Source organism: Gemmatimonadota bacterium (genome assembly GCA_039715185.1).
In the GTDB taxonomy this organism is placed as follows: domain Bacteria; phylum Gemmatimonadota; class Gemmatimonadetes; order Longimicrobiales; family RSA9; genus DATHRK01.
The window spans coordinates 1-18,141 of sequence record JBDLIA010000043.1 but is presented as its reverse complement, the minus strand read 5'-3'; the positions used below and the strand labels follow the sequence as shown (position 1 = coordinate 18,141).

Sequence of the window (18,141 nt, the reverse complement as noted above, 5' to 3'; positions counted from 1 at the left end):
AACCGGTCAGTCGGCGGAGCGCCCGCAGTAGTTTTCGGCGGCTTCGGCGAGCACCCCCGCGAGGGCTACCACCGAGTCCGCATCAACCCACTCCTCGGCGGCGTGGGCGCCGCTTCCTGCGGGCCCGATGACCACGGTGTCGACCCCGGCGGCGGCCAGAAAAGCGGCGTCCATCCAGGGCCCCTCGCCCACCACGCCGGCTTCGCGTCCGCCCCGCTCGAGCACGTCCTTGACCACGCCGACCAGACGCGAGTCGGCGGCGGCTTCGAACGCCGGGCGTTCCAGGAGCACGCGCACGTCCAGGTCGTCACGGCCGGCATCTTCCCCCAGCACGGCGCGCACCTCCGCCTCGGCGACGCTCGCGTCCTCGCCCGGCAGCGTTCGACGCTCCAGCACCGCGGTCGCGCTCTCGGCGTACGTGCTCTCGCCGCTCCCTCCCCACACGCGCCCCGCGTGAATGGACGGCGGCCCCAGCAGCGGGTGCGGTGGACGCTGGCCCAGCTCGACGGCCAGACGCCCCACGCCGGCCAGTACCTCGCCGAGTCGCACGTTCGCGTCCACGCCGAGGTCCGGCCGACTCCCGTGCGCCGCGCGGCCGAGGGCGGTCACCTCGAGCCACACGAAGCCTTTGTGGGCCACGCACAGAGCCAGCCCGGTCGGCTCGGTCACGACAGCCCCGTCCGGCCGATAGGTGGTCAGCACGTCGCGCATACCGAGGCTTTCGGTCTCTTCGTCCGCGACCGCCGCCACGAACACGTCGCCCGCGAGCGGCTCCGGGCGTCCGGCGAGCGTACGCACGGCTGCGAGGACGGCGGCGACGCCGCCCTTCATGTCGTACGCGCCGCGGCCGAATACCCGTCCGCCGCCGAGGCGCCCGCTGAACGGCTCGGCCATGCCGTCGACGTCCACCGTGTCCAGGTGCCCGTTGAGCATGAGGGAGCGCCCATCGCCTCGTCCCCTCAGGCGACCCACCACGCTCACCCGGCCCGGCAGCGGCTCGCGCCAGTCCACCTCGCAGCCGGCCGCGGCCAGCTCATCGGCCACCAGCTTGGCCACCTCGGCTTCGCCCGCCCACAGACCCCTGGGATCCGCGCGGCACAGCGCCGGGTTGATAGACGGAGTGCGCACCAATCGGCGCAGGAGATCCAGGGTGCGTGGTTCGTCGATGAGCGGAGGCTGGGTGTTCATCACGTGCGTTCGGTTCGCGGGCGATTCTGGCGCCGATCGAGCTTCGCGTGCGTTCGAAAGTTGCGCTAAAGTGTACGGGTTCGTGGCACCGCGCGATTCCGACCGCATGGAGATATGACCCTGGGAATCCGACGCCCGTTGTCCCTCGCGGTCCTCGCCGCCGCGCTCGCCGCCGAAGTCGCGGCGGCGCAGTCCATCCCCCCGGACGTCGGCCGGGTCGATGCCTCCCGGGCTATCGCGGGGGACACGGTCACGATAATCCCCAGCCAGTCCTACCGGGCCGGCGGCTTCCATCGCTTCCTGCTGGGGTCGGGATACCGCGACCTGTGGGAGCAGCCGCTACGCGTGGAGGTCCTCGACCTGGCCTCTTTCGCGGGCGGCCTGGCTCCTTCCGAACGCGGCGGCGGAGCGCAGACGATGTCGCTGCGCCTGACCGGAGGCGACGGCGCCACCTACCTCTTCCGGTCCGTCGACAAGGACGCCGCTCGCGCCCTCGACCCGGTGCTCCGCGAGTCGCTCGCGAAAGACATCATGCAGGATCAGATCGCGCAGCTTCTGCCTTCCTCCGCGCTCGTCGTCGCCCCGATCCTCGAGGCCGCGGGCGTGCTCCACGCGGTGCCACGGCTGTACGTGATGCCGGACGACCCGCGGCTGGAAGAGTTCCGGGCGGACTTCGCCGGGGTCCTGGGGCTGGTCGAGGTGCGCCCCGACGAGGACGCGGGCTTCGCCGGTTCCGATCGCATCGTGGGGTCGGAGAGCTTCCTGGAACGGCTCGAGGACGACGCCGACAACGTCATCGACGCAGAGGACTTCCTGCGGGCTCGCTTGCTCGACGTCATGCTCGGGGACTGGGATCGCCACCCCGACCAGTGGCGCTGGGCGGCGTTCGACTCGGCCGGGTTGCGGGTCTGGCGCCCTATCCCCAGGGATCGCGACTGGGCGCTGAGCAGGCTCGACGGCATGATGGCGCTGGCGGTGGCGGGGATCTGGCCGCACTACGTGGGCTTCGGCCAGAACTACCGGTCCGCGTGGCGCTCCACGTGGAGCGGGCGGCGCCTGGACCGGGAACTCTTGTCGGGGGTGTCCGCGGACACGTGGGCGCGGGTGGCCGCCGAGCTGCAGCGGCGCGTGACCGACGACGTGATCGGTCGGGCCGTAGGGCGGATGCCCGAGCCTCACAGGGTCGCGATCGGAGACCGGATCGCCGCCGCGCTCAAACGGCGCCGCGACGGGCTCGCCGCGTTCGCCCTCGATTTCTACGCGCTGCTGGCGGAGAACCCGGACGTGTACGGCACGGACGAGGAGGAGCTGGCTCGGGCCGAGGTGCTCGGGGACGGTTCGGTGCGCCTCACGCTCGCGGCGGCTGCACGGGACGGGGCGCAGGACGGCAGACTCTTCTTCGACCGCACCTTCCGCCCGGACGAGACCGCCGATATCAGAGTCTACCTGCGCGGTGACGACGACCGGTTCGTGGCCACCGGAGACGCCCGGACGCCGATCATCGTGCGGGTGATCGGCGGCGGGGGCGACGACCGCCTGGAGGACAGGTCGAGCGCCGGCGTAGCCCGCTTCTACGATCACCGTGGCGACAACGTCGGTGACGGGATCGACGCGCGACCGTTCGACCGTCCGCGGGATCTCTCCAGCAACGTCCACGGCGCCTATGCGCGCGACTGGGGGTCGCTCGTGGCGCGCGCCCCGGTGGCCGGGCTCGACTCCGACGACGGCTTCGTCATCGGCGTCCGCATGAGCTGGCTGCGCTACGGGTTTCGCAAGCACCCCATCGAGCGTCGCGTAAGCGTGGAGGCCGCGGTGGGCACCTTCACGGGACTGCCGAGGGTAATTCTCGAGTTCGAGTTGCGAGAGGTGGCGCCGGAGCTGAGCCTGCACCTCACGGCGAAGCTGAGCGGGCTCGAGCGCGACCATTTCTACGGTTTCGGCAACGAGACCGAGGAGATCCCGACGGGAGACTTCCCGACGTTCGACGCCGACGAAGCCGAGGAGTTCTTCCGCGCCGAACGCTGGGACGGCAGGGTGGGCGCCAGCCTACGCTGGGATCCCTCGCCGGCGCTATTCCTGGAGGCCGGCCCGTTCCTGCGCGTCACCCGCGACCGGGACGAAGACGGGCGTTTCCTGGCGCTGACCCAGCCCCTTGGCTTCGGCGACTTCGAGGAGGCGGGCGTGGCCGGCCGCTTCAGGTGGGAGGGACGCGACACCCCCGCGTATCCCACCGGCGGCGCCGCGCTGGAGCTGGAGGCGGCGCTCGTGCCCGCCGCGCTGGACGTGGCCTCGACGTTCGGCAGCCTGGCCGGCGATGTCGCGGCCTACGTGACCGCCCGCGCGCCGTTCGAGGCCACGCTCGGCGCCCGCCTGCGCGCGCACAAGGTGTGGGGCACGCCGCCCTACCAGGAGGCGGCGTTTCTGGGCGGCCGCGGCTCCCTCCGGGGCTTTCGCAGCGACCGCTTCGCGGGAGACGCGGCCGCCGTCGGCACCGTGGAGCTACGCGTCCCGCTCGCCCACTTCCGCGCGTTGGTCCCCGGGGAGCTCGGGCTCATGGGGCTGAGCGACATCGGACGCGTCTGGTTCGACGGCGAGGACTCCGGCCGCTGGCACGGCGCCGGCGGCGGCGGGCTCTTCATCGCGCTCCTGGAACGGCGAGCGACGGTGTCGCTCTACACCGCGCGCGGCGGCGGACGCACGGCCTTCTACGTCGGCAGCGCCATCACCTACTAGTGTGCCGTAACGGAAGTTGTGTGTGCACCGAAGCGCGCGAAGCGCCCGCGAAGCAAGGCGCCGCGACGAAGCGTAGCCGTAGCTACGGTGAGAAGCGGCAACGATGCGCTCGCGGGATGCAGCGCGCGCTGAATGCCATTGAAACTTCTGTTACGGTACACTAGGGCCTCCCGGAGCGCCCTCAGGAACCGATTCGGGTTCCTCGGTCTTGTACAAATCGCTTTTTCCATACTTCTATTGGAAAACTGGCGTCAGACCTGGCGGGGCCGGGACCGGACCCGCCCTCAACTGCGACGAGAAGGAGGAGAGTGATGCAGACGTCCCTGAGGCGGTCGATCCGCCGCACGGTGGTCAGACCGGCACTGTTAATGGCGTTGCCGCTCATTGTGGCGGCGTGCGGCGACGATGGCACGGAGCCGGAGCCGACCAACAGGCGCCCCAACGCCTCGATCAACCCGAGCCAGACGTCCACGCCCGCGGGCGACAACTTCATGACGATAATCACGCTGGACGGTTCGGGATCATCGGACGCGGACGGCGACGCGCTGACGTTCGCGTGGACCGTGCCGGGCGGACAGTTCGAGAACGGCACCTCGGCGAGCGACGAGAGCATCGACGTGAGCTTCCCGGGCATCATGCCGTACGACGTGCAACTGATCGTGCGTGACACGCAGGGCGCGGCGGACACGGCGACCGTGACGATCGACGTGGTGGCGCCAGCCAACAACCGGCCGGTGGCAGTGGCCGTCGCCACTCCGGACTCCGTACCGATGAACGACAACAACATGACCATCGTCGAGCTGGACGGGTCGGGCTCCTCGGACCCGGACGGGGACGCGCTGACCTACAACTGGACCCCACAGTCGGGGACGTTCGAGTTGGGCACCTCGGCGAGCGATCAGATCGCGTCGGTGTCGTTCCCGGGCAACGCGCCGTACAACGTGCGCCTCATCGTGTCGGACGGCGCGTTGGACGACACGACCAACATCACCGTCGACGTGTTCTGATCGGGTAGGGCGGTCGATCTGCGCGCGTCCAAACCTCCGGGGGAGCCGCGGGATCGAACGGGAGTTGGGGTCGCCAGGCAAGGCCGCGCCGAGGTGGCACGGGGCGACCCCTCCCCACCCGAGAACAGGAAGCCCTATGCAGACGACGGTTCTTCAACGGGGGCGCGCGGTCGCGCTCGCCGTGCTCCTGGGGGCGCCGCTCCTGGCGCCGACGCCGCTCCTGGCGCAGAGGTCCGAGACGGTGTTCTCGGACGGGGTGGGGCCGGCGTCGGTCGTGAGGCTGGCCACCGCGACGGGGGAAATCGAGGTCGAGCGGGCAGCCGGCGAGACGCTCGAGGTGACGGGCATCGCCCACGAAGACAACTCCGACATCGAGTTCGAGGTCCTGCGCGAGGGCGACGAGCTGATCATCTGCGCGCTGCGCGTCGGCATCGATCGTTGCACGGACGATGGCGTCGACTCGCGCCGCAGCCGGCGCGACGACCGGTCGCGCGGGGATCTGATCGTACTCCTGCCTGACGGCATCGACCTGATCGCCGCATCCGGCAACGGTGACGTGCGCGTCGCCGACGCCGGCGCCGACGTGGTCGCCGCGAGCGGGAACGGCTCCGTCCTGGTGGAAGTCGCGGCGGGGCACGTACACGCGTCGTCGGGGAACGGCAGGGTCACCGTGTCGGGTGCCGGCGGGCCCGTCGAAGCTTCGAGCGGCAACGGGCGTGTCGTGGTCAGCACGGCACTGGGGCCGGTCCACGCCAGCTCCGGTAACGGAGATCTGGAGATCGACATCGCCTCGCTGGAGGGCGCCGGAGATCTCGAGTTCAGCAGCGGCAACGGCCGCATCGAACTGACCGTCCCGGCCGACTTCAGCGCCGACCTGGAGGCCAATCTGGGGAACGGCGAGGTGGAGAGTGACTTCCCGTTGACCGTCGAGGGGCGCCTCGATCGCCATCGCGTGCGAGCGCGGATCGGCGAGGGTGGGCGTCGCCTGCGGGTGTCCTCGGGCAACGGAGATCTGGTGCTGCGCCGCCGCTGACGTTTAGCCGGCTCGCGCCCGAGAGGTCGTGCTCGTCGAGCGCAGAACGCCGTGCGGAGCCTTGTGGCGCCGGGCGGCGTTCGTTCGTCCACCAAACAGGGGGAACGAAAAAGGGGCACCGGCCGCCCGCCACGGCCGAATACCCCGGGCCAGACATGGTTGACGCTCGGACCGTCGCCGAGAGACCGCCCTGCACTGGCCTTTTTTCGAACCCGGTCTACTTCACCCGTTCGACTCGCGAACACGACCGGGTTTGCGCGACGCAATCTGCCATGGTAGCGTGTACCGGGCGTTAGCCACCGGCTAACGACTACCCGCCATGCGCCGTAACATATTTTGATGATTCGACTTCGCCTACTCGGCGCCCTCGATATCGAGGCCGATGCAGGGATCGAATTGCGGTCCCTGGTCGCCCATCCCAAGCGGCTCGCGCTGCTTGCCTACCTGGCCCTCAGGGCCGATCACACGCCGCTGTCGCGCGATTCCTTGCTACCCGTGTTCTGGCCCGAGTCGGACGAAGCGCGCGCGCGCGGGGCTCTTCGCAACGCCCTGCATTTCCTGCGCTCGCGCCTGGGCAAGGAGACGATCGACTCGCAGGGACACCGCCTCCGGCTGGAAGGAGTGTGGTGCGACGTCACCGCGTTCGAAGAGCTCCTGGAGCGGGGAGGGCTCGAAGGGGCGCTGGAGCTGTACCGCGGAGATCTGCTCGAGGGCTTCTTCCTGTCCGACGCGCCCGAGTTCGAGGTGTGGCTGGAGGAGGAGCGCGGGCGCCTGCGCAGGCGCGCCGTGGATACCTGCTGGGGCCTCGTGGACGAGGCCGAGCGGTCCGGGCGAGTCCCGCTCGCGGCGCGGTACGCCCGGCGCGCCCTCGCGCTCGTCCCGACGGACGAAGTGGGCGCGCGTCGACTCATCTCGCTGCTGGCGCGCGAAGGAGACACAGCCGGCGCGCTGAGGGCTCACGACGAGTTCGCGGACAGGCTTCGGCGCCTCTACGAGATAGAGCCGTCCGACGAGACCCACGCGCTGGCCGAGGCCGTGCGCCAGGGTCGCGTCGAGCGTGCTCCGCTCCCGGCCGCGCGCATCTCCGCGCCCGAGGACTCCCTCACGCGGCAGCCCAACCAGGCCGAGGGCCGTGCCGCCGGCGGTGCGGCCCGAATCGCGGCTGAGGATCGGCGACCGGGATCCGGCGAGGTCGAGCGCAGACTCGAGCCGATCGAGACGCGCGCCGTGCTGGGCGAGGCCACGCGAGCGGCGGCGTTCGCGCGCGGGGACAGGCGAGACTGGAGAACTGCGCTGGGGTGGGCCCTGCCGGCGGCGGCCGTAGCTGTGATCGCCGTAGCTCTGGGATCGAGCGGGCGGCGGCAGGAAGAGGCGGTGGCCGCGTCGCCGGCCGAGTCGGTGCTGGCGGTGCTTCCGTTCACGTACCAGGGCGCCGACCCGCTGGCCTTCCTGGGCGAAGGCGTCGCTCGGCTGGTGTCGGACGCGCTGAACGGAGCCGGCAGCCTGCGCGCCGTGGACCATCACGCCATCGGCTCGTTCGCGCGGCGCGAGTTGGCGCGCGACCCGGACACGGACCCGGGACCGGCCACCGCGATCCGTTTCGGCGCGGGGCACTTCGTCGTGGGCGACGTATTTGAGCAGGACAGCACCGTGCGCGTCACGATCGCGCTGCGGCGCACCGACGCGGCGCCGGATGCGCCGGGTCACACCGCGACGGTGGAGGGTCTGGCCGGCGATATTTTCGCGTTGGCCGACGCCCTCGCACGCCAGCTTCTGGTGGGACTCGGCCACGACGGCCTCGAGCGCAGCGCGGTCCGCGCCGGTACCCCCCTCGAATCCCTGAAGGCATTCATGCGCGGCGAAGCCGCCGCGCGCGCGGGCTGGTTTCGTGAGGCCATGGACGAATTCGCAGCCGCCGTGCGCGAGGATTCGACGTTCGCGCTCGCCCACTACGGTCTCAGCGCCGCTGCGTACGGCGCGGGCGTGGGTCGAATACCGAGGTCGGCCGCCGAGGCCGCGCGGCGCCATTCGGCCGACCTCCCGCGTTCCGATCAACTGTTTCTGGAGGCGTGGGCAAACCACCTCGACGCGCGCGTTCCGGAAGCGGAGACCTTCTACCGGCAGGCCGCCGCGCTGCGCCCGACGCACGTGGACTCCTGGCGACAGCTCGGGGAACTGCTCTTCCACTGGGGGCCGTCCACGGGCGCAGCCGCCTCCAGCGCTCAGGGACCGTTCGAGCAGGCGCTGGCGCTCGAGCCCGACGACGCAGGATCCGCGCTACACCTGGCGCGCATCCTCGCCGGTGACAGCGATCGGGATGGCGTGCGCGAGCTGGCGTCCATCGCCGGGGAGAACGCGAGTGCCGCGTGGACCCTGGAGATGGAAGCGTTGGACGCCTTCCTGTCGGATGATCGCCGTCTGCGAGAAGATGCGATGGAGGCGATCACGGCGACCACCGACCGGTCCGCCAGGAGGCTGCTGACGAGCGTCGCCACCAACACCCCGAACCTGGACGCCGCGGCTTCCCTTGCACGCGCGCTGCTCGCGCCCCGCCGCGGAGCGGTCGAAAGGGCCATGGTGAGATCGATGCTGGTGCGCATCGAGCTCGCGAGGGGGCACCTCACGGCCGCGCGTCAGGAGGTCGATCAGGCGCCCGAGTTGTCCGAAGCGACGAGACGGGAATTCGCGGCGGCGCTGGAGCTGCTGCCATTCATTCCCACTGACTCGGCCAGGTACACGCTCATCGAACGGCAGCTGAGCGATCCGGCCTTCGACGCGCCCCTGCCGAGCCGGACGGACCCCGTCCGGATGGGTTCGGGCTCGTTCCCGCCGCTCCGCTGGGAGGGCTCGCTCCGGGAAACTCGTCTGCTCTTGCTCGGCCTGTGGCGGGCGCGAGCCGGGCGCGCAGAGATGGCGCTTCGAATCGCGCTGGAAATAGAGGATCTGGCGCCGGGCGATGGAGCCGCCGCCTACCCCGGCCTCATTCGCGCCACTGTTGCGCTCGAGGCGAGCGACCCGGAGGGCGCCCTGGCCGCGCTCGGACCGGTGCGCCGCCCGCCGAACGGACGCTTCGAAAGCCACCGCGAGTACGGACGCCCGCTGGAGCGCTGGCTGCGCGCCGAAGCGCTCGCGCTGTCGGGGCGACCTCGCGATGCGCTGCGCTGGTTCTCGACCTTCCCCGATCAGAGGGGCGGTGATCTCTGGTACGTGCCCCACGCCTATCTCCGCCGCGCCGAGCTCCATGATGGGCTCGGCGAGGCGGGACCGGCGCGGGATCTGTACCGTCGCTTTCTGGAGCGAGTGCAAGGCGCTGAGGGTTACCTGCAGAGTGAAACGCAGCGCGCGATGGAGGCCATCGCCCGTCTGTCCGGCTAGCCTTCATCCTCGTCGAAACCAGAGTCCGTTTCGTCGCCCGGTTCGTCCCCGTCTTCAAGATCGCCGAACGGGTCGTCCAGTTCCTCGCAATTCGCCGGGGGCAGCGCCGCCTGCCAGGTGCCGCCGGCAAAGGCGTCGTCCGGCGCCGCCAAACACCAGAGCGCTTCGGCCCGATCCGCGTCCGCCGAGCCGTCCAGGCGCAAGCCCGCCGCGCGCAGCCTGAGGCGGCCCAGCTCGTAGCGGCCCGAGCCGGTCCAGCGGCCTTGGAGCGCCGCCAGAGCCCTCGCGCGGCTGGGCGCGTGGGCGACGGCTATTGTCGCCCACCGGAACCAAAGCGCCTCCGACCGGCTCCCGGCGACAGGGGCCCGATCCGCCAACGAGGCCTCTATCGCCCGCAGGCCGCCGACCGTGTCGCCCTCCAACACGGTGAGAAACGGGCGCAGCCGGGCCTCAAGTTCGGCCCGATCGGCCGAGTCGGGCAGCGCCGCGGCGTCGGCAGCGTCGCGGAGCGCGCTCCTGAGCGCGTCGGGGTCACCGCGATCGATGGCGGCGAGCGCTTGCGCGGCCACGCGAGCCGGCGGCTCGAGTTCCGGATGATCGCCAGGCAACAAACCCGCGTACGCCGCCCTTCTTATCAAAGCGACGCGTTCGTTCTCTACTAGTCGGGCCACGTCGGGAACCTCCAACAGCGCGGCGGCGTCTCGTGCGCGGCCGCTCGCGATCATCAGGTCGGCGGCCATCAAGGCCCTCAGCTCGCGGGTCTCCGGGCGCAAGTCGGCCAACCCTTGGGCGAGGTATTCGATGAGCTCGTCGCGATCGTCCGCCTCCAGCCGCGCGGCGGCCACCAGGAGCGGGGGCAGGATGCCGCTCGCCGCCTGCCAGACGAACCCGGTCTGCTCCCTGGCGCTGAGCGCCGTCTCGAACGCGCGCGCGAAACCGAACAGGTCGGGATCCACCAGCGCGTCGAACGCGGCTTCATAGGTTTCCAGCGCCGCCTGATCCAGCGGGTTGCTCGGCCGCAGATAGTCCAGATAGCGCTCGACCAGGTCGATCCGACCGGACGCGAACGCCAGTCCCAGGGGGTGGATCAACGCCGGTCGGAAGCCCGGCTCCTTGGCCAGAACGTCGTCGAAGAGGCCGAGCCGTTCCTCCAGGGACCGGCCCAGCAGCCCGGAGGGCTCGTCGATCACGTGGTACACGTCATCGGCCAACTGGTAGGCGGCCTCCAGGTCGTCGGGGAAGCGGCCGACCAGCGCCTTGATGGTGTCCAGGGCTTCGGGGCGCCGATCCGTTGCGCGCAACCAGAGCGCGGTGATCAGCAGGCGCTCGCGTTCGGGCAGCCCGGCGGAGTGGGCGCGCGCCGCCTCGGCGGCCTGGCGCTCCAGGTCACCGGCGCTCGGGTCGAGCCCCCCGGGCGTACCAAGCTGGCTGGTGCGGAAGCTCCCGCCCCAGCCGGCCGCCGTGGCGAACCGGTAGTACGCCAGCGCGAATTCGTCGTCCTCGTTGATCGCGCGCGCGAACGACGCCATGGCCGAATCCCACTGCGAGGCCCGGTAGTAGCGCTCGCCCTCGAGGAACGCGCGGATGGCCTCGAAGTCGTCGGTGGTGAAGCTCGCCAGATCGAACAGCGGCAGGTCGTCCCCCCTCCACACGACGCGCAGGATCTTGGCGCTCAGCTCGTCGAGGAGGCCGAACAGGTCGTCGGCCGGCCCCTCCACCTCGGCGCTGGCAAGCTCCCGCCCGTCCTCCGTCGCCACCAGCGTGGCGGCGAGCCGAACCTCCGAGCCCCCCGTGACGATGCTGCCGGTGAGCACCGAACCGGCGCCCACGAGGCCGCCGACCTCGAGCGCGCGCTGTTCCGTGATGACGCCTGTCTGTTCCGCTTCGCTCAAGCGACCGAGGGTAAGCAGTGGGTCGATCGTGCGGATGGACCCGATCCCGTCGAGGTTGGTTGACAGGAGGGACATAACGCCGTCCGCCATGATGTTCTCGGCGGCCCCGCGGAAGGGCATCACCGCGATGACCCTGGCGTCCTCGGCGACCGCGCCCTCCGCGCCCTCCGGCCGCAGCACCCCCACTACCGCGATGACGCCCACGACCAGCAGCGCGACCGCGCCCAGGCCCGCGACGAGGCGGGACGCGGAGACCACTATCCGGCCCCGCCCCTCCGCCGTGCGCGCGGTGAGCACCACGCCCTCGGGGGTCAGGTCGAAGAGCCAGGCGAGCAGCAGCACGACCGGGAACCCCACCAGCGAGCCGATCAGGAAGGGGCGCAGCGCGGCGTCCGAGTAGTCCAGAGCGGGCAGGATGATGTCGGCGAGTTGGAGCAGCACGAACACGACCGCGCCGTAGGCGATGCCCACGCGCACGACCCGCCTGCGCTTCAACTCGTCGAAGAAGCCACCACGCCGGTGGCCTGGGTCCACCATCTATAGCCTGACCGCGTTCGCTTTGTCGTGTATCTCGAGTGCACGCGAGGGATCGTCCGTACCGATCGCGTGCATCCGTTGGATGATACCCAAGCGCGCCATGGTTGGTAGACCTCGCCTAGGCATTGGCTAGAGCGACCACCCGCTGGAACTCGTCCGCCGCGACCGGCTGTACGCTCAACCGGCTGTTGCGCACGAGTACCATTTCGCCGAGCGCGGGGTCCGCCTTGATGGCGCGGAGCGGCAGCACTTCGTCGAACGCGCTCACGAACTCCACGTCCACCATCCACCAACGCGGCTTCGCCTCGTCCGATTTGGGGTCGAAGTACTTGTGCGTCGCGTCGAACTGGGTGTGGTCCGGATACGCCTCGCGCACGACGCGGGCGATGCCGGCCACGCCGGGCGGGGATGACTGAGAGTGATAGAAGAGCACCTCATCGCCCACGGCCATGGCGCGCATGTTGTTGCGGGCCTGATAGTTACGAATCGAATCCCAGTAGGTGGTTCCGTCGCGCGCCAGGTCATCGATCGAGTACACGGCGGGCTCGGACTTCATCAGCCAGTAGCTCTTTGCCATTGGGCTCCCTTCGGGCGTTCGGCGTCGAAGTCGTGAGTCTACCGCGGCCCCGCCGCCGCGCCAAGACTCTTGACGGCAGACCGTGCGCGTAGAGATTGCAGTACCTCCCCTGTCAAACTCAATGTCGTGATGTCGTGCTCTCCCCGGGCAGCGACCCGGAAGGAGTACGCACTGTGGGCAGGTATCATGGCGGCCGTGGCCGCGCACTCAGCCTGTGGACGGCCCGCGTGGCCGCCATTCTCTCTCTTGCGGCCGTGGCTTGGACGCCCGGATCGGTCTCCGGGCAGCAGCTGCGGATCGACCGCCTGCGGCCGGCGACGCACTCCCTGGATTGGAACGAAACGGACGGTTCGCACACGGTATCGGTCGTCGGGGCCATGCTGGACGATCACTACTTCGACCCGGCGCTCACGCGCGTGTTCGTCGTCGCCACCGGTGGCGACGAGTGCGAGCTGGGTTGGGATCCCGGGCGCATCCGGGTTCTCTTCCAGCGCCACGGGCATTCCTACGGGCCCGAGATGGTGCTCGACGCCGACAGGAACGAGGCGCACCGGGACTCGTGCGGCACGGTCGAGACGTGGACCAGCAGCGACATGCGCCTGCGCCTCCCCGGCGCCTTGTTCGCCGAACCGGGAGAGTTGGAAATCCGCGTGGTTCGCTATCCGGACCATAGAACGCTGGAAGGGGCGCCCATGATAAGGCCCAGGGGCACCCCCCAGACGGTCCGCGCGACCCTGCCCGTGCTCGCTCCGCCCTCGATCGAGCCGGCCGAGCCGCGCGTGGTCCAGGTGGGAGACGAAGACGAGCTGGTGATCAGCTTCCGGGGCTCCGATCCGGAGTGGGTGCAGCTCGAGGGTCGCCCGGGGTGCAGCTCGAGGCTGGACGCCGTGGTGGCAGACGGTCAGGCGACGGTCCAGCTCCACAGGTGCGCGGTGCGCGAGGCCGGCGTCATCCGGGTGGCGCTGCGAAACGCCGCGGGGGTCGATGCGGCGGAGGTACTCGTGTGCCCCTCCAGCCGGTGGGCGCGCGCGCCCGAGGGCTGCCCCCGAGCGTTCTTCATCGTGCGTCGGACCACGGGCACGGAGGACGACGCGACGCTCGGCTCGGCGATGACGCCGGTGATTTCGGCGCCCACTCCGGCGCCGGTGCCGGCCACGCGCCCGCTCCTCCCGCCCGGACGGCGGCGCGCACGCGGCCTGGCCAGGGCGCTGACGGGGGCGCGGGCGCAGGAGGCCTCGGCGATGTCCGGCAGGCTCGCCTCCGAACCGGCGCGCGAGCCGCTCGGGTGGGCGACGTTCGTGGCCAACGTGGCGCGCGCCGACCGGCGCGTGGACCCGACCGATCTGGTCGCGCACGTGACCACGGAGGCGCGCGTGGCGTCTGCGGAGATCGCCGCCTGGCACGCGCGCGGCGCGGCGGTGCAGGCGGGGCGCAGGGATCGCGTCGAAGAGGAGCTGCGCGCGGCGAAGATCGCTCTGGCGCGCGGGGTCAGCTCGCGGCGGCCGTTCTTCCCGGGCCGCGCCGCGCAGGCTCTAGAGGACCCGCCCGGCCCACCCGTCGCGGCGCGGGCGCGCCTGCGCGGCTACGTGGCCGCGCTCGAGCTGGAAGCCGAGCGCGCGCGCCGCGAGGCGGACCTGGCGCACTCTCTCCACGAGCAGGCCGTGCGGCGCGAGGAGCGCCTGCGCGACTCGCTCGACGAGGTCGCCGCGTCCATGCACGAGACCGCCAAAGCGATAATCAGCAACATGCGCGCCTGAGGCGGACCGGCCGCCGAGACGTGGCCCACCACACACACGCGCAAAGGGCCCCGAGGTTACCCCCGGGGCCCTTCTTCTGTCGCTACCCGCAGCGAGCCGGAGCGTCGGCCTTCCTCCGCGGCCGCGCTCGCCTGCTAGTTGAACAGGTACTTCAGCCCGACCTGGATCTGCCAGCGGCTGAACTGGCTCGGGTCGTCGATGAACGTCTCCGACGGACCGGTGAAGTTGAACACCGGCTCGCCGTCCGCGTCGTCGAACCGGGTCAGGGTCAGCGGCGACGTGGCCGCGGGACTGGCCAGCTTCCGCACCCCCCAGTCCGAGTTGAGCAGGTTGGTCACGTTCAGGATGTCCACGTTGAGCTGCAGCGTATGCGCGTTGCCGCCCGAGAACGTCGTGAGATCCTGCAGGATGCGCAGGTCCACCGTGTGGTACCACGGGTTCACCAGGCCGAAGCGCTCGGCGATCTGGCCGCGATTCTCGCTCAGGTAGCTGTCCTGCTCGATGAACGCATCCAACTCGGCCCACTGCTGCGCCGCGGTGCGACCGTCAGCAGCCGGATCGAAGCGGATTTCGCTCATGCTCGCCGGGATGAAGATCAGGTCGTTGCCGCCGAACCCGTCACCGTTGACGTCACCCGAATAGGTGAAGGAGTACCGATTGCCGCCGCCTGCGGTGAACTGGTTGCCCTCCGCCGCCTCGAAGAACAGCCCGAAGTGAGTCGCGTAGCTCGGCGACCAGTTGAGGCTGTAGGTGGCCGCGCCCACGACGCGGTGCCGCTGGTTGAACTCGGCGAACGACAGCTCCGGCGTGTTGGGGTCACCCTGCACCGGCTGATTGGAGAAGAGCACGCTGGCGATCTCGCTCGACTTCAGGTTGTTGCGCGCGTCCGTGAAGCTGTAGGAGACCTGCGTGTTCAGGCCCGAATCCCAGGTCTTCCGGAGTTGGCCCGTGACGTTGACGTTCCAGCCCTCGTTGGTATTGTCGATCACGTAGATGCCCGCGCCCTCCTCGGGGAACAACTGGTTCAACTCGTTGTTGTCGAAACCTCCGAAGTAGGGGCGGCCGTCGTCCAGCGTGCGCACCGGCGCGATCAAGTCCGCGTTGCGCATGAAGATCGCGTTGATGTCGTTGCCGTAGATCAGCTCGGCGGTGCCGATCCAGCCGTCGCCGAGGTCCTGATCGATGGCCACGTCGGTGACCCAAACCTGCGGCCACTCGAAGTCGGGATCCATCGCGTTCAAGTCGAAGGACTGCTGCAGGATCGAGCGACCGCGGGTCGGGTCGGTCTCGATCTGCTCGACGTCGGGATTGCCCGGCGCCCACAGGTTGGGGTTGGCGCCCGGATTGGAGATGACGTTGCCCACCCAAACGAACGGCACGCGACCGGTGAAGATCCCGCTCCCGCCGCGCAACTGAGTGGTGTTGTCGCCGCTCACGTCCCAGTTGAAGCCCAGCCGCGGCGACCACAGCGGGCTCGTCCCGGGCAGCGACGCCTGGTCTACGACCTCGAGTTCGTCATTCTCGTCCAGCGCCGTGAGGCCCGTCGAGTAAGGATTCGCGACCGGGTCCGTGAAGTACATCGGCAGGTCGACGCGTACTCCGACGTTGAGCGTGAAGTTCTCGCTCGCCAGGAACTCGTCCTGCGCGTAGAAGGAAAGCTGGCCGACGTCGATGTTTTCACCCTTGAACGGCCCCGTGCCGATGTAGCTGTTCAGGTCGATGAAGTCCGGGCTGTTCGGGTCGGTCTTCTCGAAGAATTCCTCCAGGCTGTCGAACGTCGTGCCCCCAAGGAAGTCCAGCTCATCCGGCAAGAAGAACACGCCGTGTCGGAAGATGTTGAACGAATTGAAGAAGCCGAACCACTCGAAGTTGCTGCCCAGCGTGAGGCTGTGGCGGCCCTGGAAGAAGGTCAGGTTGTTGGTGAGCTGCAGGACGTCCTGGTCCAGGATGTTGTGGATCGAGAACGGCTCGTGGCCGACGGTCGTGTAGCCGACCCCGTCTTCTCCGATCTCGACTGTCGGGAACGGCTCGCTGTTGGCTTCGCGGAAGTCGCGGAAGCGGTTGAAGCTGGCGAAGAAGCGGTTCGCGAACCCGGTCCCCCGGCTGTTCAGCTCGAACGCGACCGAGTGCAGCTCGTTGTTGATCGTGTAGCCCGCGTTCTGGAACGGCAGCGTTGTCGGGTTCGGCCCGCGGCCGGCGTTTGCGAAGCTCAAGACGAAGGGGTGCGGCGGCAGGTCACGCTCGGCGTCCAGGAAGTTGTAACGGAGCGTCAGGTTGTGGTTGTCGCTGAGGTTCCAATCCAGCTTCGCAAGGACCTTGTTGCTGTTGGTCTCGTGCACGAAGCCCTGGAACGGCCCGGTGTCGTAGTTGAAGACCTGCTGCATGCGCTGGCTGATCTGGTTCAACACGTCGGCCTCGGCGCGAGACTCGCCGAACACTACGTTGCCGTCCTCGTCGGCGGTGAAGTTGGTGCCGGGATCGTCGCGCCGCTCCAGCTCGGCGTTGATGAAGAAGAACGCCTTGTCCTTCACGATCGGCCCGCTGAGGGTGAACCCGGACTGGTTGAACGACAGGTCCGGGTTGGCGATCACCGGACTGCCGCTGACCTCGGTGCCGATCAGGTCCTCGTTGCGGAAGAAGCTGTAGGCCGAGGCCCGGAACAGGTTGGTGCCGCTCTTGGTGACGGTGTTGACGTTGGCGCCCGTGAAGCCACCTTCGCGCACGTCGAACGGGGCGACCGAGACCTGCACCTGCTCGACCGCGTCGAACGGCACCGGCTCGGAGCCGGCCTGGCCTCCGGGAGCGGGGTCATCGAGCCCGAACGGGTTGTTGTAGTACGACCCGTCCAGCGAGATGTTGTTGTAGAGCCAGTTCCGCCCCGCGAATGCGAAGTTGCCGTCGTTGCGGGGGTCCAAGCGGACCAGGTCGCGCGTGCTCCGACGCACCGAGGGGAGCTGCGTGACATCATCCAGGTCCAGCACCGTCGAGGCGCCGGTTCGGTCCGAGTCGAAGATCTCGCCGCGCACGCCCTCGACGTCGATGCCCTCCAACTGCACGGCCTGGGCGATCAGTGAGAAGTCGACCCGCTCGGTCTGGGCCAGCCTGAGGAATACGTTCTGCTCCGAGCCGGGCCGGTAGCCGATCATGTCCACGGTGACCGTGTACGGGCCACCGATGCGCATGTTCGGGATCGAGAAAGCGCCCCCGCTGCGCACGAGCGTCGTGTAGCGCGTGCCGCTGGGCACGTGCACGGCCGTGACCGTAGCGCCCTCCAGCGGCTGGCCGTCCTGCGCGAGCACGAAGCCGCTCATTGCGGATGTGGTCACGCCCTGGGCCGCGACCCCCAGGGGCGTAAACGCGAGGAGCATGGATACGAGCAGGCTTGCGGCCCGCAGCACTGTGGCGGCGCGACGAGACATGGGCTCTCTCCCGGGTGTTCGGTGGCAGCTTGGGTCGCAGCATGATGCATCGGCGGGGGATCGCGTCGCAAGCGGTGCCGCGTAACGGATCCGATCTCGCCACCAGGCGGTATCGGCCGCAGGCCCCCGGTCTGCGGCAACAAGATCGGAACGGCATGGTATCATGGAGCGCGGACGGCGGTTCACTCCGTCGAACCGTATCCTCATTGCGGCGGAGGCGCTGGTGAGTCCTTGGATTCAGAATGGGCGGCTTGGAGTTGTGACGGCCTCACTGGTGCTGGTGGCCACGACGGGCCTCGGCGCGCAGGAAATGAGCTTCGAGGAGTACGAACCGCGCTCCACGCTCGTGGTTCCGGAAAACCCGGTCAGCCGCGCGCGCTTCCCGTTCGTGGACGTGCACAATCATCTGCGCGGCGAGCTCACGAGGGCGCGCGTGGACAGCATCGTCGCCGCCATGGACGAGCTGAACCTGGCGGTCATGGTCAACCTTTCGGGGGGGCGCGGCGATACCCTCCGACAGCGCGTTCAGGCGCTGAAGGGTCCCTATCCGAACCGCTTCGTCGTGTTCGCCAACCCCTCCTACGAGGGCATCGACGCCCCGGGCTACGCCGAACGGACCGCCG

The 18,141-nt window shown here is 69.7% G+C and carries 10 protein-coding genes; 6 read left to right on the top strand and 4 right to left on the bottom strand.

The genetic code is table 11. The annotated features are described in order from the left end of the window. Positions 1 to 6 precede the first annotated feature (6 nt). Complete coding sequence (locus ABFS34_09485; protein ID MEN8375667.1) at positions 7 to 1,188, bottom strand: M20/M25/M40 family metallo-hydrolase; 1,182 nt, start codon at positions 1,186 to 1,188, stop codon at positions 7 to 9. Positions 1,189 to 1,302: 114 nt separating this feature from the next. Between ABFS34_09485 and ABFS34_09480 the strand changes: the two genes are divergently transcribed. The 4 genes from ABFS34_09480 (at position 1,303) to ABFS34_09465 (ending at position 9,336) form a co-directional block, all read left to right on the top strand. Beyond that, positions 1,303 to 3,921, top strand: a complete 2,619-nt coding sequence (locus tag ABFS34_09480; protein MEN8375666.1) for a BamA/TamA family outer membrane protein — start codon at positions 1,303 to 1,305, stop codon at positions 3,919 to 3,921. A gap of 311 nt (positions 3,922 to 4,232) precedes the next feature. Next, a complete protein-coding gene (locus ABFS34_09475) occupies positions 4,233 to 4,928 on the top strand; it encodes a PKD domain-containing protein (protein ID MEN8375665.1) in 696 nt (231 codons plus the stop codon). Between the two features lie 136 nt (positions 4,929 to 5,064). Beyond that, positions 5,065 to 5,961: a DUF4097 family beta strand repeat-containing protein gene (locus tag ABFS34_09470; GenBank protein MEN8375664.1), complete on the top strand. Its 897-nt coding sequence runs from the start codon at positions 5,065 to 5,067 to the stop codon at positions 5,959 to 5,961. Positions 5,962 to 6,300: 339 nt separating this feature from the next. Next, entirely contained in the window at positions 6,301 to 9,336 is a 3,036-nt protein-coding gene (locus tag ABFS34_09465; GenBank protein ID MEN8375663.1) for a BTAD domain-containing putative transcriptional regulator, read from the top strand. Here the strand turns inward: ABFS34_09465 and ABFS34_09460 are convergent. Beyond that, on the bottom strand, positions 9,333 to 11,765 hold the full coding sequence (locus ABFS34_09460) for a hypothetical protein (protein ID MEN8375662.1): 2,433 nt from the start codon (positions 11,763 to 11,765) through the stop codon (positions 9,333 to 9,335). The two genes, ABFS34_09465 and ABFS34_09460, sit on opposite strands and share 4 nt — an antisense overlap. Before the next feature lie 118 nt (positions 11,766 to 11,883). Next, a complete protein-coding gene (locus ABFS34_09455; GenBank protein MEN8375661.1) occupies positions 11,884 to 12,342 on the bottom strand; it encodes an EVE domain-containing protein in 459 nt (152 codons plus the stop codon). A 227-nt stretch (positions 12,343 to 12,569) separates the two neighbouring features. Between ABFS34_09455 and ABFS34_09450 the strand changes: the two genes are divergently transcribed. Next, entirely contained in the window at positions 12,570 to 14,099 is a 1,530-nt protein-coding gene (locus tag ABFS34_09450) for a hypothetical protein (protein MEN8375660.1), read from the top strand. Between the two features lie 134 nt (positions 14,100 to 14,233). Here the strand turns inward: ABFS34_09450 and ABFS34_09445 are convergent, their stop codons facing one another. Beyond that, positions 14,234 to 17,518, bottom strand: a complete 3,285-nt coding sequence (locus ABFS34_09445) for a TonB-dependent receptor (protein MEN8375659.1) — start codon at positions 17,516 to 17,518, stop codon at positions 14,234 to 14,236. A gap of 223 nt (positions 17,519 to 17,741) precedes the next feature. On the opposite strand from ABFS34_09445, the gene ABFS34_09440 reads away from it, so the two are divergent. Continuing rightward, positions 17,742 to 18,141: amidohydrolase (locus ABFS34_09440; GenBank protein MEN8375658.1), on the top strand; the 400-nt coding region annotated here is incomplete at its 3' end.

Coding starts and splice junctions, on each gene's coding strand:
- ABFS34_09485 (MEN8375667.1), bottom strand. CDS start 1,188: ATGAACACCCAGCCTCCGCTCATCGACGAACCACGCACCCTGGATCTC.
- ABFS34_09480 (MEN8375666.1), top strand. CDS start 1,303: ATGACCCTGGGAATCCGACGCCCGTTGTCCCTCGCGGTCCTCGCCGCC.
- ABFS34_09475 (MEN8375665.1), top strand. CDS start 4,233: ATGCAGACGTCCCTGAGGCGGTCGATCCGCCGCACGGTGGTCAGACCG.
- ABFS34_09470 (MEN8375664.1), top strand. CDS start 5,065: ATGCAGACGACGGTTCTTCAACGGGGGCGCGCGGTCGCGCTCGCCGTG.
- ABFS34_09465 (MEN8375663.1), top strand. CDS start 6,301: ATGATTCGACTTCGCCTACTCGGCGCCCTCGATATCGAGGCCGATGCA.
- ABFS34_09460 (MEN8375662.1), bottom strand. CDS start 11,765: ATGGTGGACCCAGGCCACCGGCGTGGTGGCTTCTTCGACGAGTTGAAG.
- ABFS34_09455 (MEN8375661.1), bottom strand. CDS start 12,342: ATGGCAAAGAGCTACTGGCTGATGAAGTCCGAGCCCGCCGTGTACTCG.
- ABFS34_09445 (MEN8375659.1), bottom strand. CDS start 17,518: ATGTCTCGTCGCGCCGCCACAGTGCTGCGGGCCGCAAGCCTGCTCGTA.